The sequence below is a fragment of the Pseudomonas sp. GW821-FHT02A11 genome (genome assembly GCF_059421985.1).
In genome coordinates this window covers 353,338-372,733 of record NZ_JBWKWB010000003.1, presented here as the reverse complement: position 1 = coordinate 372,733, position 19,396 = coordinate 353,338, and the positions used below count along the sequence as shown (strand labels likewise).

The 19,396-nt window shown below is 53.6% G+C and carries 28 protein-coding genes; 3 read left to right on the top strand and 25 right to left on the bottom strand.

Annotated features, from left to right (window positions below):
- The first annotated feature begins 88 nt into the window (after positions 1–88).
- The gene (locus tag AC07V9_RS07085; RefSeq protein WP_495015013.1) at positions 89–439 is read left to right on the top strand and encodes a hypothetical protein; all 351 of its coding nucleotides are present in this window, start codon (positions 89–91) and stop codon (positions 437–439) included.
- Here the strand turns inward: AC07V9_RS07085 and AC07V9_RS07080 are convergent.
- The 11 genes from AC07V9_RS07080 to AC07V9_RS07030 form a co-directional block, all read right to left on the bottom strand.
- The gene (locus tag AC07V9_RS07080) at positions 427–1,203 is read right to left on the bottom strand and encodes a PRTRC system ThiF family protein (RefSeq protein ID WP_495015012.1); all 777 of its coding nucleotides are present in this window, start codon (positions 1,201–1,203) and stop codon (positions 427–429) included. The two genes, AC07V9_RS07085 and AC07V9_RS07080, sit on opposite strands and share 13 nt — an antisense overlap.
- Complete coding sequence (locus AC07V9_RS07075) at positions 1,200–1,901, bottom strand: PRTRC system protein B (protein WP_495015011.1); 702 nt, start codon at positions 1,899–1,901, stop codon at positions 1,200–1,202. The genes AC07V9_RS07080 and AC07V9_RS07075 overlap by 4 nt, the downstream gene beginning before the upstream one ends.
- Positions 1,894–3,360: a hypothetical protein gene (locus AC07V9_RS07070; RefSeq protein WP_495015010.1), complete on the bottom strand. Its 1,467-nt coding sequence runs from the start codon at positions 3,358–3,360 to the stop codon at positions 1,894–1,896. Before AC07V9_RS07070 ends, AC07V9_RS07075 begins: the two co-directional genes overlap by 8 nt.
- Positions 3,361–3,462: 102 nt before the next feature.
- Positions 3,463–3,675, bottom strand: a complete 213-nt coding sequence (locus tag AC07V9_RS07065) for a PRTRC system protein C (protein WP_495015009.1) — start codon at positions 3,673–3,675, stop codon at positions 3,463–3,465.
- 9 nt (positions 3,676–3,684) lie between these two features.
- On the bottom strand, positions 3,685–4,143 hold the full coding sequence (locus AC07V9_RS07060) for a PRTRC system protein E (protein WP_495015008.1): 459 nt from the start codon (positions 4,141–4,143) through the stop codon (positions 3,685–3,687).
- A 41-nt stretch (positions 4,144–4,184) separates the two neighbouring features.
- Positions 4,185–6,002: a PRTRC system ParB family protein gene (locus AC07V9_RS07055; protein WP_495015007.1), complete on the bottom strand. Its 1,818-nt coding sequence runs from the start codon at positions 6,000–6,002 to the stop codon at positions 4,185–4,187.
- 108 nt (positions 6,003–6,110) lie between these two features.
- The gene (locus tag AC07V9_RS07050; RefSeq protein WP_495015006.1) at positions 6,111–6,893 is read right to left on the bottom strand and encodes a hypothetical protein; all 783 of its coding nucleotides are present in this window, start codon (positions 6,891–6,893) and stop codon (positions 6,111–6,113) included.
- Positions 6,894–6,921: 28 nt separating this feature from the next.
- The gene (locus AC07V9_RS07045; protein WP_495015005.1) at positions 6,922–7,389 is read right to left on the bottom strand and encodes a hypothetical protein; all 468 of its coding nucleotides are present in this window, start codon (positions 7,387–7,389) and stop codon (positions 6,922–6,924) included.
- A gap of 11 nt (positions 7,390–7,400) precedes the next feature.
- Positions 7,401–7,733 (bottom strand): hypothetical protein, encoded by a 333-nt coding sequence (locus AC07V9_RS07040; protein WP_495015004.1) that lies wholly within the window; start codon positions 7,731–7,733, stop codon positions 7,401–7,403.
- A gap of 11 nt (positions 7,734–7,744) precedes the next feature.
- Positions 7,745–8,377, bottom strand: a complete 633-nt coding sequence (locus AC07V9_RS07035; RefSeq protein WP_495015003.1) for a hypothetical protein — start codon at positions 8,375–8,377, stop codon at positions 7,745–7,747.
- Positions 8,378–8,385: 8 nt separating this feature from the next.
- Positions 8,386–8,781, bottom strand: a complete 396-nt coding sequence (locus tag AC07V9_RS07030; RefSeq protein ID WP_495015002.1) for a response regulator — start codon at positions 8,779–8,781, stop codon at positions 8,386–8,388.
- Positions 8,782–8,941: 160 nt separating this feature from the next.
- On the opposite strand from AC07V9_RS07030, the gene AC07V9_RS07025 reads away from it, so the two are divergent.
- A complete protein-coding gene (locus AC07V9_RS07025) occupies positions 8,942–9,220 on the top strand; it encodes a hypothetical protein (protein ID WP_495015001.1) in 279 nt (92 codons plus the stop codon).
- On the opposite strand, the gene AC07V9_RS07020 is transcribed toward AC07V9_RS07025, so the two are convergent.
- The 5 genes from AC07V9_RS07020 to AC07V9_RS07000 form a co-directional block, all read right to left on the bottom strand.
- Positions 9,217–9,546 carry a hypothetical protein gene (locus AC07V9_RS07020; RefSeq protein WP_495015000.1) on the bottom strand — a complete coding sequence of 110 codons (330 nt, stop codon included), beginning with the start codon at positions 9,544–9,546 and terminating at the stop codon, positions 9,217–9,219. The two genes, AC07V9_RS07025 and AC07V9_RS07020, sit on opposite strands and share 4 nt — an antisense overlap.
- Positions 9,543–9,920, bottom strand: coding sequence for a hypothetical protein (locus AC07V9_RS07015; protein WP_495014999.1), 378 nt, complete (start codon positions 9,918–9,920; stop codon positions 9,543–9,545). The genes AC07V9_RS07020 and AC07V9_RS07015 overlap by 4 nt, the downstream gene beginning before the upstream one ends.
- Positions 9,921–9,955: 35 nt before the next feature.
- The gene (locus tag AC07V9_RS07010) at positions 9,956–10,408 is read right to left on the bottom strand and encodes a hypothetical protein (protein ID WP_495014998.1); all 453 of its coding nucleotides are present in this window, start codon (positions 10,406–10,408) and stop codon (positions 9,956–9,958) included.
- Positions 10,409–11,269: 861 nt separating this feature from the next.
- The gene (locus AC07V9_RS07005) at positions 11,270–12,442 is read right to left on the bottom strand and encodes a replication protein (RefSeq protein WP_495014997.1); all 1,173 of its coding nucleotides are present in this window, start codon (positions 12,440–12,442) and stop codon (positions 11,270–11,272) included.
- 175 nt (positions 12,443–12,617) lie between these two features.
- A complete protein-coding gene (locus AC07V9_RS07000; RefSeq protein WP_495014996.1) occupies positions 12,618–13,040 on the bottom strand; it encodes a hypothetical protein in 423 nt (140 codons plus the stop codon).
- A 178-nt stretch (positions 13,041–13,218) separates the two neighbouring features.
- On the opposite strand from AC07V9_RS07000, the gene csrA reads away from it, so the two are divergent.
- Positions 13,219–13,407: a carbon storage regulator CsrA gene (gene csrA / locus AC07V9_RS06995; protein ID WP_495014995.1), complete on the top strand. Its 189-nt coding sequence runs from the start codon at positions 13,219–13,221 to the stop codon at positions 13,405–13,407.
- A gap of 422 nt (positions 13,408–13,829) precedes the next feature.
- Here csrA and AC07V9_RS06990 read toward each other — a convergent pair whose 3' ends face one another.
- The 9 genes from AC07V9_RS06990 to AC07V9_RS06950 all read right to left on the bottom strand — a co-directional run bounded on the left by AC07V9_RS06990 (position 13,830) and on the right by AC07V9_RS06950 (position 19,321).
- Complete coding sequence (locus tag AC07V9_RS06990) at positions 13,830–14,369, bottom strand: hypothetical protein (RefSeq protein WP_495014994.1); 540 nt, start codon at positions 14,367–14,369, stop codon at positions 13,830–13,832.
- Entirely contained in the window at positions 14,366–14,830 is a 465-nt protein-coding gene (locus AC07V9_RS06985) for a hypothetical protein (protein WP_495014993.1), read from the bottom strand. The genes AC07V9_RS06990 and AC07V9_RS06985 overlap by 4 nt, the downstream gene beginning before the upstream one ends.
- Positions 14,827–15,525 carry a hypothetical protein gene (locus AC07V9_RS06980; RefSeq protein WP_495014992.1) on the bottom strand — a complete coding sequence of 233 codons (699 nt, stop codon included), beginning with the start codon at positions 15,523–15,525 and terminating at the stop codon, positions 14,827–14,829. Before AC07V9_RS06980 ends, AC07V9_RS06985 begins: the two co-directional genes overlap by 4 nt.
- Positions 15,515–15,760 carry a hypothetical protein gene (locus AC07V9_RS06975; protein ID WP_495014991.1) on the bottom strand — a complete coding sequence of 82 codons (246 nt, stop codon included), beginning with the start codon at positions 15,758–15,760 and terminating at the stop codon, positions 15,515–15,517. The genes AC07V9_RS06980 and AC07V9_RS06975 overlap by 11 nt, the downstream gene beginning before the upstream one ends.
- A gap of 41 nt (positions 15,761–15,801) precedes the next feature.
- Positions 15,802–16,722, bottom strand: coding sequence for a recombination-associated protein RdgC (rdgC, locus tag AC07V9_RS06970; protein WP_495014990.1), 921 nt, complete (start codon positions 16,720–16,722; stop codon positions 15,802–15,804).
- Positions 16,723–16,823: 101 nt separating this feature from the next.
- Positions 16,824–17,213 carry a hypothetical protein gene (locus AC07V9_RS06965; protein WP_495014989.1) on the bottom strand — a complete coding sequence of 130 codons (390 nt, stop codon included), beginning with the start codon at positions 17,211–17,213 and terminating at the stop codon, positions 16,824–16,826.
- 30 nt (positions 17,214–17,243) lie between these two features.
- Positions 17,244–17,696: a hypothetical protein gene (locus AC07V9_RS06960; RefSeq protein ID WP_495014988.1), complete on the bottom strand. Its 453-nt coding sequence runs from the start codon at positions 17,694–17,696 to the stop codon at positions 17,244–17,246.
- On the bottom strand, positions 17,696–18,382 hold the full coding sequence (locus tag AC07V9_RS06955) for a hypothetical protein (protein ID WP_495014987.1): 687 nt from the start codon (positions 18,380–18,382) through the stop codon (positions 17,696–17,698). Before AC07V9_RS06955 ends, AC07V9_RS06960 begins: the two co-directional genes overlap by 1 nt.
- 483 nt (positions 18,383–18,865) lie before the next feature.
- Positions 18,866–19,321, bottom strand: coding sequence for a hypothetical protein (locus AC07V9_RS06950; RefSeq protein WP_495014986.1), 456 nt, complete (start codon positions 19,319–19,321; stop codon positions 18,866–18,868).
- Between the last annotated feature and the right edge of the window lie 75 nt (positions 19,322–19,396).

Below are 19,396 nucleotides of genomic sequence, written 5' to 3'. Positions count from 1 at the left end.
CATTGTCAAAAAGGTGAGGGTGTTTGCGGATGACTGATTGCATCCCAGCGTTATACTCGCTGGACTACTCACCTGAAGTGTTAGCCCCGTGGCCCCAATCATTACCGCGAAAGAAGCAGTGCTTGAAGGCGATACGCTTGTGATGCTGGTGAAGAACCAGCAAGTTCATCTTGGAACCGCTCGAACCATTCCCGCGCTGAGGGCGCGTATGATTCTTTGTGGGCTTCCCGTAACGAACGGCGAGGTTATTGGTGCAGTAGGGGATGAGGATCTTTCGACGCTTCAGGATTTCACCATCTGCCCGGCATGCGCCTCAGAATTCGTCGCCCACCTGAGGGATGGGATGTTGGCTCGGGTTCGGGCTGCCCAGCTGGCCATCCAGCCGCCCCTATGCGCAGAGCGGCGGCATTTCGAGGCTAATCAGCTTCAGTTGTTCTGACCTTGCATTGGGAAATGGTGGGTCATCTGCTCGCCAGATTCTAAACTGACTGTGATCCAGTTCCGATCCGTAGACCCGGTACGAATCAACTCCCATACAATATTCATTGCTGCTGTCGCCACGGTGCGATTTATCAGGCAATCCTGAGCAGCGATAGATTCCGCAGCGGAGCAAGACTTGGTGTTGTTGTCGGCCATTTCCGCAATTTCGGGATAATGGTCGAACACGTTCGGGTACAGCTTTCGGGCCTTCTCGCTAAGCGCACCGAAAACCACCTGACCGTGCCGGTGCCCATTGCCCATGTCCAACCACATTGCATTTCTTTTGAACGAGTCGGCACTTTGCAAAACCGCCATCCGAGCGGAGTTGACGTCTACACATGAAATGACGATATCAGCTTGAGAAATCGCGAATCGTGTCTCCTCACAAGGGAAACGGGCGGGGAGGCCAGTCCACTCAAGCCCCAGGTTCAGGTTGTAACGATTGGCGAGGACGATGCTCTTATAGGAGCCTAGGTCGGCGGGCCAGAACCTCTGTCTTACCAGATTCGATTCCCGCACCACCGCATCGTCGATAATCGTCACATTCAAGCCGTAAGGATGGCCAAGGCTGCGGATTGCACAATGAAATGACGCTAGGCAGTCGACAACCTCACTTCCGTTCCCTCCGGCACCCAGCACGACAATGCGGATAGGTTTGGTTGTCCAATCATCTGGCGCTTTAAATCGGGTTTGGACCGGCAGCGCCTGCACAACCGCGCTCATTCCTCACCTCCTGTAACGAACGCATCCTTGAGGGTTAGGTGGACTTTCTTTGAAAGCACTGGCATCAACTCACGCGGTGGAAATGCCTTCGCGCCTGACTCCTCAAGGGACTTGTAGAAAGCCATCGCTTGCTCATAGCTGTCGGTGGACTTGAGCACCCGCGCTCCACCCATATGTGTGTTCACGCACTGGAGCACAAAGCGCTCCCAGCCGGGGATGCTGCCGATGGAGTTATCCTTGGGCACATCACAGTTCCCGGTGCAAAACGAACCTGTGCTGTACATGTTGCCGAGCGGTGCAAGAAACAACTTGGTGTCCGGGGTAGGGCGTGCCTTCCCCTTAAAGGCGTAGCAGCGCAGTTTTCCGGGCGTTGCGATGTAGATCAGACCCGGGATAGGTGCCTTGTAGGAAGCCCCCTTGAACAGGACGTCGATCACTTGCGGCGCGTTGTACCAGACAAGCATGCAACGGGACTTAACTAAAATTCGGGTGTCGATGAATTCGATGCTGCTTTCGACATTCATCAGCAAGTCGATGAGCACCTCTTTGTCTTCCTCGGAGAATGCGCGACCGGCTCCCAGAGTGAAGCCGCCCTCAACAGGCGCGGGCATCACTTCATGTGATGTGAAGTCGAGGCGACCTGTTCGCTTGTGATGGAATGCGAGCATCGCGCGGGCGGTGACATCGGAATTAAGCATCTGGAGATACCTCGAGTGAAAGCTGGATTCGGCGTAGCAATGCTAAGCACTGATTAGTTCTCTCCATTATCGGGATAGTAACCTGTGCCACCAGCTGCCCGGAGGAAAGAGGTAGCTTGACTGCGACCTCTGAACACTCCTGAAGGTCAGCGTTGAATCCCTCAAGGGCATCCATATGTAGCTCCTCATGTCGCTGACCGGCCAGTATCCAGATGCAATCATAGAATCGGTTGGGACTGTTCTCGAACTCCGCATATGGGTTCTCGTCGTCCTGCTCGCTGCTCACCATCTGGTCGATGTTCTGATGGCTGTCAAATCGCGCGATACAGGCTTGGAGTGCATCACACAGCACTTCAGCCAGCTTCGCGTGAGGCCCACCTTTCGCAATCACTTCCCGGCCCTGGGAAAGCAATTCCTTCATCTCAGTCTTTTGGAAATCGGCTTCGAGTTCTTGACCGTAGGTCAATGAGCCTCTGAAGTTGGTTTCGATATCCGCCATCTGCCAAAGCATTTTCGCAGCTTTAACGAGCGAGTCCATTTCTGGCCCGCCATCATCATTCTCCTCAACGCCGAGCCAATCGAGTTCGGCGACAACGTCGTCCTGCTCGAGCAAAAAGTCGATGATTTCCTCTAACGACTTTCCATCAACATCGTTCTTGTAGCCCTCGTAGCACTCAGAGACGCCGTGGCTGTATTGCCCCCACCAGCCAAACGCCGAGGCTGGGGTATGAAATGGCGCGAGGTAGGTCGACATTGCATCAAGCGTCTTGATCAACAGGACGTGAATCTCATGATTCGCATCGTTAACCTCGGGCCACTCAAAAGTGAACCGGTTACGTTCGTAGGCGTTGAGGTGAAGCTCTGAGCCTACGATGGATAGGTCGAAAGACGTATCAAGGTAGGTGGTACCGCCCTCGATGACACGCTCTTGACGTTGAGGGACGGGGAGAAGGGCGTCTAACGCTACCGAAGTTGCATTCAGTAGGTCGTAACCGGCATCAGAACCACGCGATAGGCATGGGGCGATATCGGACTCAGAAAGTAAGCCCGCCTCCGCAACTGCCAGAGCAAGACCTGCTGCGTAGGGGAGTTCCACCTCTCGGCGGCTAAGATCAAAGATGATCCGATCCGCATCAGGTAGGGCGCCGCCTACAGTGAATGAAACACGGGACTCGATACTCTTGACGACCCTCCCGGTCACCTGATGCAGCCCATATCCATTTGGGTAGTGCAACAAGGGCGACAGGTCAGATTCGTGGACCAAACCTCCCTCAAGAGCTTCCAAGCAGAAAGCACTGTGGCCTTTGTGGTCTACCAGATAGCCGTAGTCACGCATAAACAGTGCGGCAGACCCACTTTGCATCGCAGAGCTTACGTGCGGGATTGTCAGCGCGCTTAGCGGGGCACTTGGGAACTTGAAAGCGTTCCAGGCTTGCTTGGTTTGTGCAAGAGATTCCACAGTCTCACCTGCTGGTTGCGCTCAAGGCAGCAATTGTTGATGTTTTTTTCGGGAGAGGGGGCGGCAGCGCCGCCCGCCCATGCCCTGAGTTGATCGAGCGGATTAACCGCGGTCACCGAAGTTGCCTTGTCGGAACTCATAGACTTGCTTATCTGCCTCGTTGATTGGGTCGATTACCTTCCCGCCATTGAGCTTCGGGAATTGCCGAGCGTAGTGCTTCAGAACGTCACCGGGCTGCATGCTTGGGTCGGGGTCAGGAAGATCACGACCGGAAAAGCGAAACAGACGGGTCAGGGTAAGAATTGAGACTGCCATAAATCCCCCTTAGAACGACGAAGCTGCGGAGCCGTTAGGCGCGGGTGTAGGAGCCGGTGCAGCAGCTTGGCCGCTGCCTTCGTCTTCCTCCTCCCCCTCATCATCGATGGCAGCGGCTGGCGCGTCAGTAGCTTTGGTCGCTACCTTGCTTTTGGCTTCATCGACAGCCTTGGCGGCGAGACGCTCAATTTCATCCAGAGCGTTCAGGCCACGACCGACTACTGCGGATTTGGACGCGATCAATTCTGCAAAGGCCTCCTCGATTTCTTCGGGAGTACCGCTAACTACCATGGGCTTGGCAATCGCGGCACGAAGCTGAACAACCGCTTCGCTGGCACTTTCCGGGGTAGGGCCGATGTCCGGGGTGTAGATCAACTTGACGGCTCCATTACCCAAGCCTTCAAGTTGAATGTTGGCCTTGAGGCCAGAAGTCAGAACGGCGCCTACAGATTGCAGAAAGGTATTCATGGTTGGTTTCCCTAGTTAAGTTGGAGCCAGTTTGTAGTGGCTTAGGCAGTGACAGAACCGTCGTAGGCAGAAATTTTCATCGTCTCCGGCAAGTACCCACTCCAGCTAAAGTCGGTGAAGGCGAGAATGGCTTTGATAAGGTCGTCTGCCTTGCCTGCTGCCACCTTGGCGAACTCCTTCGCCCCCTTGACCTCGTCGAATTTGGACTCGAAACCACTTGCCTTGCAGTCCGCAACGATCCCGGCCTTGGTCAGCGCCTTGAGGTAGCTCTCAGTCATCTTGAAGTGATCAACAGGGTCCATGCCTGCGGCCTTGATGAAGGCGAGGGACTGAGCACCTGGAGTCGATTTTTGGAATTGATCTGTACTATCGCGACGGAAGACTGTGCATGCTGCAAGCTTGGTCAGAATGCTCTGAAGCTCCTCATACGGCTTCTGCGCCAACATTGCCTCAACAGGAGTACGGTCTTGACCGTAGAGGCTGCTCGGAATCCCGGTGGCCTTCTGGAGACGGGCAAGGAGTTCGGACGGCAGATCAGAGCGCATGTCGAGATACAGCGATACGATGCTGATGGCCAACACGTAGGAAGGGTTCCCTTGAATAGCCTGACTACCCATTTGGGAGAACAACGTGAATGCCTCACGCTTGATTGCCTTCTTCACTTCTTGAGGCTTGGCTTGGGCAGTCGATTTTCCACCAGCAGCTTTGGCCGTCGCAGTACCAGCCTTGTCAACATTCTGCTTATTTGGTTCATGGGTGCCCGTGGTAGTCGTGACAGGCGATGCCGTTGCACTCGCGATCAATGCCTTGTACGAATTGTTGTGTTCGGTGTGGCAGGTTTTATTGAAACAGTGCCCACCAACGATACGGCCTTCATTACCCGGCTTCGTACTGACTACAGCGCCGTAGCTACTGCAACTGGTGCAGGCTGCAAACTGTGTGCTTCCCACGCCCTCTGCTCCAGTTTCCTCCAACAGAACGTAGCCATGATCCGGCAGGGTCAAATCGGTGTGAACAACGCCATATTCTTCCTTTGCCTCGATCAGTTTTACCTTGATGAGGTTCTCGGTTTTGCTCTCCCAGCAGCTACGATTTTGACATTTAGCATCGCCCAACGACGTGCCAAACAGATCGCCAAATTTGGCGCTGTTGTGCTCACAGGTTTGGCAATCCGCTGTATCAAACGGCGCTTTGGCGATTACGCCGGACATCTCGTTCAGCCGGTCGCGAGTTGCCGCGACTGTCATGCCACGTTCGATAATCCGCCCGCAGATCAGGCGCTGATCTTCATGAAGCATGGGGGCCAGAAGCTCAGCATGACCCAGCTTGATTTCGCCTTGCACAAGGGCTTCCGCAACCTCATCGCAGCATTTGGATAGCAACACCCGGGCGTCCAGCTTGTGGCGTGCCCAGCCAAGAATAAGACACACCTCGTTGTGGTCGTTGTTGTGATCCGCGAGAAGATCGACAGCGTTGTACGCTTCTTCGATAGGTGTCAGGTCGGCGCGCTGGATGTTTTCGATAGCCGCGGCTTTACGAGCCTCAAAGTCAGTCATCTCACGAATGTTGGCGAGGATATCGTGCAGGCCGAGTTCGACCGAGATATCGAATCGGGAGTTACCAAAAACGACTTCATAAGGCACAGCACCGCCCGGAATTGGACGTAGCAGGATGGGCTGGATTACGCCCTCTGCACGAATGCTTTCCTTCATCTGGGCGTAGCGAGCTTTATTGCGCCCCTTGCGAGGGTCGATCTTGGGATTGCGGCAAATAAGATCAAGACGCACGCGCTGACCAGCCAGAGTCGTCTCGATAGAGTTCGTTGCGGTGTTGGTAGCTGCGAGAGAAAGATTAGTCACGGTTTGGATCTCGTCTGTTCGGAATGGGGTAATTCTTTCGCGGTCAAGGCTGTGCCAGAACCCTCAGTTACCCATCACGAGCAGATACTTCAGATCCCAGAAATAGACCTAAACAGGGTCAGACGCCCCTCTTTTTTTGGGCTGCATGAACTCAGGGATCGATACCCCCGAAAATGTTTCGGGGTCCAGGTGAGGGAATGTATGCACGCGCTTGCGCACGCCCGCACCCCAGTTGTTGACAGCATTCAGCTGAGCGGTAGTCAGATGCCAATGCCGGTGCAGTTTGTTCAACATCGATTTCAAGAAGTCCCGGCGCTCTGGTTTGGTGTGTTCTAAAGCCTCATGCAACCAGTGATTGATGCCAATGCAGCGTTTTACGTTGTCCTCGCTGAAGACCGTATTTCGTTCAGCCGCATTTCGAATAGTACCGGCCACTTTCTTTCGGTTGGCTTCATCGAGATTCCCGGTAGCTCGATAGCCGTCATAAGCCTCGGCAAGCAGTTTTGAGCGGTGATATTGGAATTCTTCCATGAATTCGCACCTCAATCTGAGGTACTGAATTACACGATCAAGTGGGGGCAGGGGCTGACGGACTGGAGTCGGCACCGAGGCTTCAGAGGCTGAGCGGGGAATTGAAGTCGAGCCAGCATCCGTGGGTACCGTGCCGGCGGCCGACGGATCCTCATCGGACACCACTAATAGCGCCAAGCGGGTTACATCAAGAAGACGCTCCTCAGGCGCGCCAAGCATCTTCTTCGCGCAATTCGGGCCCGCGTAAGCTTCTTGCGAGCCGTCAGTGATGACAATGCCTTTGGCGCTTTTGAGGGGGCGGTTGCAGAACAGACATGCTGCAGCCGGAGGAAGATGATCAACACGGGAGTATTGCCACATAAAAAAGTCCTCGGCTGAGCTTGGATCGTTAGAGCACCTTAAGCATTACCGTGTATTTGCCATCGATCACGACAACCTTGGTGCGGTTCGGCTCGACCTGGACCGTGTCGGAAAATGCTTTGTTGGACATTTTCACGACCTGGTTGGCCCCGCAGGAGAGATTTTGGCCTTCAGTGACCCCGTCAAGGTTTGAAACCTGACCAATTACTTCGACAGGTTGCGATCCGTCTGCAGCTTTGGGCAGCGAACGGAGCGACAACAACAGCCCCGTTTTATATTCACCCTCCCGGCAAACATCACGCTTGGTTGCGGTGTCCTTGAACGCCGCCTGGTAGCGATGACTGTCGCGCAGATCAAGCTCATTTTTGGAGCCGTCGATCGCGTAGCTGTACGCCTGCGGCTCCTCGCTTCCAGAAGCTACAGAGACCTGCAACTCGTTATTCGCCGCCTGAACCATTAATGGAGCCAGGCACAGCATGAAACCAATCAAACGCATAGGTGAAAACCTCAAAGAAGATTCTGAAACTTGGTCATGATCAGCTTTACAGCGTGATGGTCACCAAACGTCGTATGGTCAAGCTTCGACTTTTCAGTGGCGGGGAAATTGTTAAAGTCGACCTCGATCACCTCCGGCACTCCCGCCCAGGCGGTAACCAGATCACACTCGAGATAGCCATTACACAAAACGTCGATCAAGAAGGCTTGCTTCCCATCTGGGTAAGAAACCGCAAGGGTTTGAAACATGCTTTCGTAGTAACCCATTGCGTATTGCGCAAGCTCAACCGCCGTCTGACCATCAAGCGCGAACGCAATCGCAACGTTTGGAGCGAAGACCAGCACTGATTTAGTCGTCACAGTGGTACCGCTCGCACTGTCACGCTTACTGGCTGCACGGAGCCGAAGGTGTAGGTTTTCTCTTCCCCAGGCTTGGCATTGAATCGCACATTCAGCCGATCCATGTGGATCAGAGGGTTCGGGGTGCTCAGCTCTGGCTCAGGAACATATGTCCGATCGACCCCCAGGCAGAAGCTGACATTTTCGTCGTTGAACTGCGGCTGGGCCGCGCGCACGAAATAGCCTTCGGGGAAGTAGAAAAGATCACCCTGCTTAACCATGCCGTTCTTGTCGACACCGAGCATCAGTGTTTTTGATTTCTGAAAATCACGCACGAGCACATCGCGGCCGTGGTTGGAAGGCAGTTCGACCTTGATCACATTCCCATAGGTGTCCGGGCTCTGGTCATGAACTTGGATCTCCAAGCGAAAGCCCGTGATCTGCTGCACACCGTTAGGCTGATAGGTGCGCTCATCGCGCCAGCGGGCACCGCACTGTTCAGCTGGTACGTTTGTCATCTCGGTCACAGCTACGGTCCCTGAGTGCTGCTTGGACTCGTACTGGTAGGTAGTCTGCTGAAACTCTGGTTTGCTGGCGCAGCCTGTCATTGCTAAGCAAATGGCTGTGGCACAGAAAAGGGGCTTGAACATGGTCGTCCTTATTTTGCTGGTCGGCGATGGTGATGAAGAATGGATTGGTCCACGATTGTCGAAAGGCCCAGCTCATGCATAGCCTTCAGTGTGTTGGTCAGATTGAGTGGAGGGACTACGCGCACTGAACGGGTGGGCTCGCCAACGCCTGCTACTTGAAGTCCGGCGCACATAAGCAGTGCCGGGGTTGAACTGGTTATGACCTGAGCCGCGGCTTTGAAGGGTTGTGCGGAGGAACCTTCCAGGCCGTAGACAATCACCAAATCAGGAGCCAGCTCGACTAATTGAGCAGATGCAGCATCCACGGTGTTGCACGCTCTTACGACTTCAAAGAGCTCAGCGAGGATCTGCTGAGTGTGAAATGCCTCAGATGGGTCATCTGTCAAAATGAGTGCTTTTGCCATGACTGTTTGCGGTTCTGGCCAATGATTTACCAGAGTCTAACCGCCAAGAATCAGTAAACGAATCCAAAACACCCCTTCGGAATTTCGAGAGGTGCGTTCTGGCTTGCGTGTGGCAATGAACTGGGCAGAGTAGGGGGAACACACTCACAGCTGGCACATCATGTCTGAAGAAAAAGTCGATCCGTGGATGACAACGTACTCCATGCCCGTAGTACCTGCCGGCGAGAGGTACGTGATGCTCAGTGGCTTACCTGAAAAGTACAAAAGAGAGGCCTGGGCAGTAATATCGACGACCAATCCTGCCCTTGCGACTCTCCTAAGAGATCCGGGCTTGAAGACAGTGATGAATTTTTTTGACGCTGATCTGCTGGTTGACGCAAAAGTAGTGCCGACTCTTCCAACCGAAGCCCTCAAGGGCCGTAAACGGCCCCTTGTTTAGAACGGTGCCCCTAGCTCCAGTTTTAGCTCCTCGAAGCGTTTACGGCGCTCCGACGCACTTAGAGGGGTAGTCGACTCCCCAGTAATCTCCCCAAGGGGCGACAGGTCCAGTTCAGCTCTCGGAGGTGATTCAGGAAGCACAACCTCCGAAGGGTCTTTCCCCAGAGCCCCCATCAGAAAAGTAATCGCAGCCAATAGCTGCTCTTTGCCCACATCCTTTGGTGGTCGAGCGATCTGGTGACAGAGATTATCCACCGACTGCTGAATCTCCTCGCTCGTGGGCTTCTCATCCAACAGCCAACTTTTAGCCTGCTCAAGAGGGCTCATCGAAAGCCTCCCGGACGAGGAATCGCAGCTTTGAGACCTGCCAGACGGATCTGCTTCTCTTCAAACGTCAGGGGAGGGGCTGCAGGCGCATCAACGGGATAGAGATTGCCGTAGTCCAGCCCCACCGACGCGAGCGGAGTTTGATTCTCACCCACCGTGGACACGGCAGCTTCCGTATCCGGCAATGAAGCTAGATCACAAAGATCGCCCCCTGCTTCCACGTAGTGATCAGCGAGAGCATCCCAGGTCTCCTTGCAATCACTGTCATTAGCGACATCCCCTTTGGTGACCTTTGCAACAATTGCTGCAACAGCCTTTTGGATATCAGGTTGACTTGGGGCATTTCTTAACCAGGCCTTTGAGCGATCAAGCATTGATGGGCCCTTAGGAGCTTGACGTGTCTGTGCACTCATTGTGGGATCGCTCCGGTGACTGGCGCTGGCCCAGACGTTATCGCCTGGTTTTCAGAAACTTTGAGTGCAAGGTTGAGCCGCTGGTTTGACGTTGAGTGCAGTGCGATCAAAGCAATGGTAGAGAAGGAGGCTATGCAAAGAGTCACCGCCTGTAAGGCGCTGTGATCAATCCAACCCAAGAGACAGGCAAATGCTACATCCAGAGGAACAGCTAATCCGCCCATGAGTAACGTTGGGGCCAGGAGGAACTTGAGACTGGGTAACACGCGAGAGATCACCAATGCGAAAACGCAGAGCGGGGAAGCCGCTACAGTGATTGTGATGACAGTCGCTCCGATGGGAACCGGTGAAAGGGTCAGCATGAAATATCCGATCGCAATGCTTCCGATCAGCATACCGAACAGGAAACAGGCGATTGAGAACCAACTGAAGCGGGTGAGTCGTTGCATGGGGTTAACCTCGTTGTGGATTCGAGGTTATTTGGATACGACCAGGCTTGTGCCAGAAGCGGTCCCTACAAAGGAACTATAGGAAAAGGAAAAACAAAGGAAGGTGGACGATAAACCAGAAGCCACGGGGGCTGCAGCTCAGAATCGTGGAGCAATCCTGACCTCAAATGCGGACCAATCCTGACTAGAAGCCATTTTTGATGGCAGAAAGGTGGGCTAATCCTTACTGTATGAAATGTGAAGGTGCACCAAACCTTACTATCCATACTGAAATCGTGGTCGAATCCTCGCTAGTGACTGAGCCAATTCAAGGGCTAGTCCTGTGGATAAGTAAGGTAAAAACTAGTGAATGCACCAAACCTGACTACAAACATGCACGATACCTGACTACTGTATAAGGCCAGATTTTTGTTATTTGGATGAATAGTAGACTATGGATTACCGACGGGCTTGAGAGTTCCTTACTCTACCGCCCGTTGAATATAGTACCAATCCTTACTAGCGTTAAGCCCAGTGATGCCCCAGGCGAAGGGCTGTCGACCAAAAGACGCTTTATGTCTGGCACCAATCGGGAAGCAAAAAAAACTAGAGAAAAAGATTACGTAGCGGAGCTCAGGGAAGAATCGTGAAGCAATCCTGATTATGATTTTGGATGCGATGCCCGGTAACGAGCAACAAGACGACTGGCTTCCGCATTGCATTAGGCTCCCTCATGTTCCCGACTGCGGGACGCCGTTACCTCCACACAAAATAGTGGCTGAATCCAGTACTGATCCTGGCTAGCGGTAACTCGCAGCTGAAGCTTTTCCGAAGTCAAAAAAAACCCGCATAAATGCGGGCAAAGTTCACGATGAGTCTGTATCAAGCGGTAAGGGCAAGCTTTCGGCGTTTCTCCCTGCGGTGACCGTCAACCATCATTCCAATGAAATTGGTGGTTGGGAGCACTTCGTAGACGTAGTCGATCGCGCCTTTGCCCTTCAGTTTCTTGATCGGGGTGGATGTGAACTCGGAGAGAACGCCTTCTTTCACCAGCTCATTGAGTGCAAGGTTCACTGCACGAAAATCCTCAGGCATCCGTTTGGAAACCCCACGGGCGGTGTTGCTCAAGAACTCGACTAGGTGAAAACGGTAGGGGTGCTTCATAGATGCGTTACGCCAACGCATTGAAAGCTCGCGATTCAGGATTTTCGCCAGACTGTTTGTGAGTCTCATGGACGTGGAGTAATGATAAAGCCTGAAATCACCGCGCTCGATCCCTCGGGAAATCAGGGGGTGCAGAACTGCATCGCAAAGAGTGGAATCACCTTTGTCTTTATCTTCTTCAGGAATGTCCTTCTCATCAACGTAGTGCTTGCTCTTCTTGTTCTTGCTACGAAGCATGAGGAATGGGAGGTAGGTCGAGGTGATGTCGATCTTGTCCCCGTCCGCTGCGCGGGTTTGAATGGTCAGGCTGGATTTTGAAAGGATGTCTAGCGCTTGACGCAACTCATCGTACGTATACGTGTGCCCTAACGATTTGAGCTCTTTCCGGAGGTCATAAAGACTGAATTGAACAGAACATTTGGACTCGTTGAAGCGACCAGGTTGAGTGCTGAATTTGCGTAGCGCTTCCTCGACACATTCTTCCCGGCTACCTGGGTAAAGTCCAACCCACTCCGTTACACCGGTAAACTTCCCCTTCACCTTGACAGGGACCTCCATGTTCACCGCCTTCATGATCACTCTAAAAGGCTGGCCATTAAGGCTTCCTTCCAGCAAGGTCGTCATCTGGTTCATGTCACGAACCGTTTTAGAGGCCCAGCTGAATCGTGGCAGCGCGTCATAGATCGAAACGAGGTTACTGTGGTCCTCGTCATCAAGACGAATCTCGTATGGGCTAAACAGCTCCCCTTGCCCAGCTGAACCGGTTACTCGATGAGTGTTGCGCAATTCGATGTTGCGCATCCTTGCATTGAGGCCGGTACCCTGGTGGGAGACCGCTGGCACATTTTCCATACCGGGGAGTTGTTGAATGGCGGGGCTGCTGCTTTCCATACTTGGTTACCCGTGCACCCCACAATGCATTGCATGCATCGCGGTGGCTGAAGCGTTGGAGACGGTAGATACCGCCTTGAAAATTGAAATAAGGCGCAACGACCGCGTTACCGATCCTTTTAGATTCAATGGATCGGACTCACAGATCATGCGCAGGAGGCGTGGGTGACCACGATTAGCCACCTCTTGCGACCTTGGCGATAGCAGTGATGACTCGAAAGTCGCAGTCAGTCATTCCGTCTTTGGAATCCATCACTCCATCGACTGCTCGTTGGAATTCGGCTACGTGGGTTGTGGCCTTGTCGAGCATTTCGGAAACTTCGATGTACTGGGCTGCGGTAGCTTCGGCGTGCTGAGTACAGACGGCGTAGCCTTCGAGTTTTGCATTGGCCAATTTAGATGACGCCGCTGGCACGCTGAACTGCCCTGGAGAGGTAGCAAAGGACTGTCCAATAGAGGTTTTGACTGCGTCTGCATCTTCAACCTGCAGGACTGCCGCTGATGCCGACTCGGGGCGCTGCATTGCTGCGTACGCGCCTGCTGCGGCCATCGCAAGCACAACAACTACTAAGCTGGTCTTCTTCGCGGAAATCTGCACAGGTTAATTCTCGTAAACAGGTCAGCAACCGAGAATAACGGCTCAAAACTGGAATGCACGCCAAAACACCCCCTCCGAATTCACCTACAGGAAGTGCGTGAATTCGGAGCATTCATTTTGAGGTGCATCTGCAGAGATCAGCGGATATGGTTGCGCGTGTAAGCTCACTGGAGGCCATATGCTGATACTGACCCGCCGCGTAGGCGAAACAATGAACATCGGTGACGACATCACAGTCACTGTTCTGGGAATCAATGGGGACCAAGTACGCTTAGGGATAAAAGCTCCCAGCAACGTCGAGGTTCATCGCGAAGAAATCTATCAGCGCATCGTTCAACAGCGCAAAACGGAGAAGGAAAGTGCGTAAGGCCGCGGGAGCTCTGCTCCTGAGCACTATATCGGCTTTATCAGCTTGCACCTCGGCGTGGATAAATGAACCCAGCCCCACAACGGCCAACTTGATCAATGACTTAAAACTGGAGGGCTTCAACTGCCACGCCGGGTTTTCAAGCATTGAATGTAAGCAGTCCGAAGCGTTCGTAGAAAAATCATCAAAAGTTTGCACCGCCGAGGGAGGCTGTGTGCCGCAGCCTTGCCATGATGTTCGGGTCGTATACAAAATCACGCAAGCTCGCGATGGCATCCCTGGGATAGTCCAGACGACTGAACGATCCGTGACCCGTAGCATCCCCAAAAGCGACGTCTACTCAGCTGAGCGGGTAGCCGAGTTGAAGGAGTTCTGCGCTTTACGTTGACCAGAGGGCCGCGTATCGCGCGGCCGCCGGCCATTTAAAGTTCATCAGCTTCTTGGCCCAGGCCATATTCAGTCAGATGCCGAAGATATGGCAGTGGATCGCCATAGTAGAGGCGGCGAACCGAATCGAAAAAACCGACTATTTCTTCCTGGGATTTCAGAGTCTTCGTCGGCAAGTGATAAGTGACTTTGCCCGCGTAGTCGAAGGCTATTGGATCTCCGTCTACTAGGTGACGTGCAAGCGCGCGAAGCACTGTTCTTGTCTTATCAGCACCGCACTGAAACCCCTCCGATCGCTCAATTTGCTTTCGAACCTGAGATTCGACGTAATCAGCGTGAAGGAAGAGAAATTTCGCTTGCGAATTGCCCTTAAGGGTCTGCACCAGAAGCCCTTCAACAGCTCGCAAAGGTCCATTCTGAACGCACATTCCGAATCGGTCCGGTAGACGTTCGGACAGGTGCTCTGCGAGCTCCACAAATTCCTCGCTTGATGAAACAGCTTCGTAAGCTGAAACATTCTCAGCATTCACACCGGCGAGCATACCTTTCAGTACACCCTCTATCGCCTGTTTCATCTGCCACTATCCTCTGGGGAGTTTGGCGGTGCAACCAGGCCCAAGGCAATTGCCTGACCTTCGAACGCGGGAAGGTTCCCAATCGTTGCCCAAACCTTACTATTCGAGCCGGCGATCCCGAACCGGCCGTACACAACCGGTTTCGATTTCAGCGGATTTTCTATGGTCGCCGATGCATCCACAGTCACCTCAATGCTCTCGGACTGAACCAAGCACTCCGATCGGGCTTCAAACACCTTCCCTGCTGCAGTGAAATAGGCTTGGAAGGCCTCCTTGCCACCGCCCGCCATTGCGATCGAGCTGGCTTCGTAAATCAGGTAAAGCGACTCTGGGTGGGTACAAACGATGGAGTCAGCTTTGAGTGCAGACTTGATGGGGGAGGGCAAAGCCACCGGCTCAGCGCCATGCACAGCCTGAACTGTTAGGAGTAATCCACTGATCAGCAGAGTGCGGCAGATCACAAGAACACCGTCCCATCAGTCGACTTGAATGAGACAAACCTGCCTGAAGAACACCTGTAGATGGTTGGCGAGAACCCAAGCTCATTAGCTTCGGCGGCTGCAGCATGGGGGTTGTTAGTAGGCTTGAGCTCCATGACCCGAACACTGCCTAAAGATTGAGTCCACAGTTCGAATCGCTTGTCACCTGCATCGTGCAGTTCCGTGCGATTTCGGATCATTAGTAGGATTGATTTAGGAAACTTATTACGAGGAACGGACATGGCGTGCCGAACTGAAAAATTCAACAACTCTGTGAACTGAACCGGAGAGAAATGGCCGCGGCACAGGGAGAAGAGGCGATCAACCGAAAAGTCAGCTGGTAGATAGAAGAACGTGTCAGGTTTCTCCAAGATCATGTCGCCAGAAGGTAAGCCAAACGCCATGGGCAAACCGAACTGCAAAGGTACGGCTCCCTCGGCCAGCTCGGGAAACTCTGGCTCCATGACGGCAAAGCTCATGCAGTGGCCTTCAATTCTGGTGCACAGCAATGCCCAATCACCACGCACGTCAACGCTGGTAGGTGCTCCAGAGTCGGTCAAACCTAAGGCAAAGCACTCCGCCAATAGGCGGAGGCCGGCGGTCGCGGTAGCATTTGATTCACCGTGACCGAGATCCTGCGTTGAACGGCTTTTTTCTATCTCAAACTCAGTCGTCATCTTGGAGCCTTGCTTGCCTGGCCGAGAGGGCGGCGACGATGTCAGTGGTCGTGTTTTCGATCTTCTGGAGCGCAGCACGTAGATTGCGGATACGCTCTTCATCGAGATCTGACTGTTTGTCGATCGAGTGCTCGAGCGCTGCTTTTACCAGAAGCTCCACTTGGTCAAGGCTGAACGCATCTGGAAGCGCGTCTGTTTGAAGCGTTTGAAGAATGAAGCTGGAGGCATCAGTCATTACCTTCACCTAAATGGCCCGCGCAGTGCGGGCCATAGTCGTTAAATTCCAGCGGGCAGTTCTTCACCGCCCAACGCCTCAAGCAGCTGAGGAACCATTTCGCGAAGCGCGCTCATCATCAGGAAGAAAGATGCATCGAACTGTCCATCCTTGTCCTCCCCACCATCCTCCGTCGCCTTCTCCTGCAGGACACTCTCGAACCGCAGACCTTGTAACGCAAGCTTGTCATCGATCGTGAAGCTGAACTGATCTTTGAACGCGAGGCTGATCTGGGTGACCACCTTGCCGGTGTCCAGCAAATTCTTGATGTCTTCACCGGTGAGATCCTGGTTCTTCACATTGATCTCACCACCTTCCTCACTGATGTCACTGAAGCGACAGTTGCTAAGGACATAGAAGTCGTTCGTGGACTTTTCGGTTTTGATCCAGGAAGTGAACGTAGCTGACGGCGCGATCTTCACCGCCACTGGCCGCACCGGCAGGCTGCCGAGCACTTCCCTGAGAGTCGAAAGCAAAGCTTCCGCCGATTTGGCGCTACCGGTATTCACGTAGACCATATTGTTTTTCAGGTCTAGCGCTGCAAAGGTGGTCGATTTCTTGATGAAGGCCTGAGGGAGAAAAGCCTGAATGATCTCGTCCTTGATCTGGTCCTTTTCCTTCTTGTAGACCTTACGTGCTTGAGCGGTCTGAATTTCTTCGACCTTTTCGGCAAGTGCATCAGCGACAACGCTGGGTGGCAAGATACGCTCGTAGGTGCGCAGGGCAATCAAATAAATGCCTTCCACCTGGTGAGCGAGAGGTGCGTCTGGCTCTTTGCTGTGCGGGGCCAGAAAGCCAACGGTCTGTAGAACTTGGCTGTCTGGACGTCGGGCTGGTTTGGTCTGCAGCGCCGCTTCAAGGCTTTCCAGGGTCAGCGATAGATCTTGAGTAATACGATAGGTGAGGACGTTTTTAAACCACATCTGGCAGCGAGCCTCTGGCTTCAAGTTGGATGGAGGCAAACAGGTTAACGCACTGTTTGCCTCTGCCAACTCAAAAGGCCGCATCCGAATTCAGCTAGCACCTAGTCGACAAGCGACAGTACTGACAACCCAATCATCGCCGGGTGCACCCACAGTGGTGGTGCTGTCCGCTCCCATGTGACAATTGTGCTTTCAGCGAAGCCAAGCCTGTCAGCGAGGGCTGCAGTCGAAAGACCGAGGCGCTCACGAAGCGCCGATAGCGCTCGGCCAGATAGAGTTTTCACGCCAACATCCATGAACCTAAGGTTCCCAAGTCCAAGGCAGGCAATAGTCATCCATGGCCGAGGTGTTTCTTTCTCTGCGGTAATCACCGTCGTCCGCGCGATATCAAACTCACTTGCAAGCTCAACCTGGGACATGCCTAATTTCACCCTGGCATCTCTTAACGCGTTGAAGGGGCGCTGAGCCTTTCCTTTTGATGTTTTGGCCATTGTTCTCACCTAATCGCCCAACTTCTTACGCTACGCAGCATCACGCCACTCATAGGCGGGATCGGTTTGCTTCCCTACCGCAACCGAGAAAATATCCTCGGCAGTAGCACTATTGGACATCGGTAGGTACCAAGATTTTGAGCTTCTCAGCGGCTTACAAAATCTCAAGGACTGGTCAGGTTGTGCAGCGTCAGTGCGCAACAAGACAGCGAGGTTTGGATCACAATTCTCGTTGTTGATGAGTCCCAACGAGAATCCGATCCCGTCAAGAATCACACCGGTCCGCGGATTGATATAGCAATGCACGATGTCCCGGCCGTCCATGTAGCTGCGTTCAAGTTGAAAGCCGTGGTCAAGCAGTACATCTGCGATAGCGTCGCCGGCGGCCGCTACCAACTGAATGGTCACATCCCCTTTGATCAGGTCTCTATGATCGATGTCGACCAGGTGCTCGATTACAGCGCGATTGATGGGCCTGGACATCACTTACTCCCCAGGATTTTCAAAATCTGGGCAGCAGCTCCCTGCATTGCTCGGGTGAACGCTGCCGCTGATACTTCAGGGACTGCAGCTGCAAGCTCTGCTTGAAGATGACCCTTCAGCGCTTCTGATTGGCAATATTGTGCGCTGATGGGAAATGAATCTAGAGCCGCCGCTACCGAGCCTACCGTCTTCCGGTTTTTATAGAAGCCAATCAAAAACATCTCTTCCGTGACGCTCAGATCGAGCTTGATCTCTTCGTCGATCGCAACACGCGACGACTTGACCGCTTGGCCAGCACCGAGCGCCTTCGAAAGACGTTGGCTGAAGACAGAACGGTGAACGTACTCAGGTCCCAGTTCAGGCATCCGATTGATAGGCCCGAACCGCATGCCTGGAGTTCTAAGCCCCATTCGACCTTCATCGGTAGGGTAGAGCTCGGTATGCCCCAAAGAAATTGCCCGATCTAGCAGCGCGCGCCAGGTCGTCATGCCCATGTTGAGAACCCGATCGTCCACCACCAACCGAGACAGAGCTTCTCCGGCAGCAATACCAGATGGGTTCGAAAGATCGAATTCGGAAATCGAGGTAGAACCGAGTTTGTTAATCGCTGTTGCGGGCGTCATCGCCGAGAGGAAGTCAAAGCCCAACTGGGGGGTTGCCAGGCTAGATGCTGTGCGATTGTTCATGAGTACACTCCTTAGAAATTACCTCTATTGGAGATGTACCCCAGCCGTGCCAGAAGCCTCAAAGAGAAAATAAAGAGGGTGGACTTCGCAAAGCATTATCGCTGCTGGAATGATCGGACGATGTTCTCAACCCCCTTCTCGGTGAAGCGGGCGAATGAGTGCCTAACTCATAGAAAGAGGGCGATGGTCTGTATGCCGCGCCGAATCAGCTGCCGCTCGGGTCGTAGTTTCAACACGAAGCGATTGGATATGAGGGGCTATTTGGCTGAGTAGAAATCCCGCCCTCGCTCCATGAGCGTGGTCGCCTTGTGCAGCGGGCTCTGCTAATGCTCGCGACAGCGCCTCATGGATAGCTCGATAAGCTTCCTGGCCCCCAAACGCGTCATAGGTCTGCGATTGGTCCGTCATTAATTCACCTCACCGGCCGTACGTTTAAGAGAGTTCACTCTGCCACTTTCCGGCCGGGTTATCACGTCAAAACGGCTATGCCGAATGCGCTTCAGACGCCAACTTCTCATCTGTGGTGACTGCGCCGCGGGCGTGCCCATGCTTACTGGACAGGACCATGATTGCGCAGAAGGTGACGAACGCGAACCACAAGCCGCCGACGCAGAACCAATCCTGCAAAGCGCTGCTCGAGGACGTCATGGCAAGCGTGCTGGCCACCGCGCAAGTTCCGAAAAACAACCCCATGGTCAGGAACGATACCCGGAGTAAGGATTCGGCCATTTTCTGGCCAGGTTTAGCTGCTGCTGCCTTGGACGCCCAGGTCACAATCAGGACGAATGCAATGAAGGAAATCCAGATGCTGCCGAGGCTCAGTTTTTCAACGGCGGAAAGGGTGTTCGAGCGACCAATGATGGCGCTGGTAAGCAGGGCGCTGGCGAAAGTGTAGATCCCGATCGCGAAGTAGGCGATGCGAAGAAGTGGCTCAGTCATTTGTCGTCTCCATTATTCAATCAACAGGGGAACCGATGTCGGCTCAATGATTCCAGGTGATGAGCCTGTGTTGAT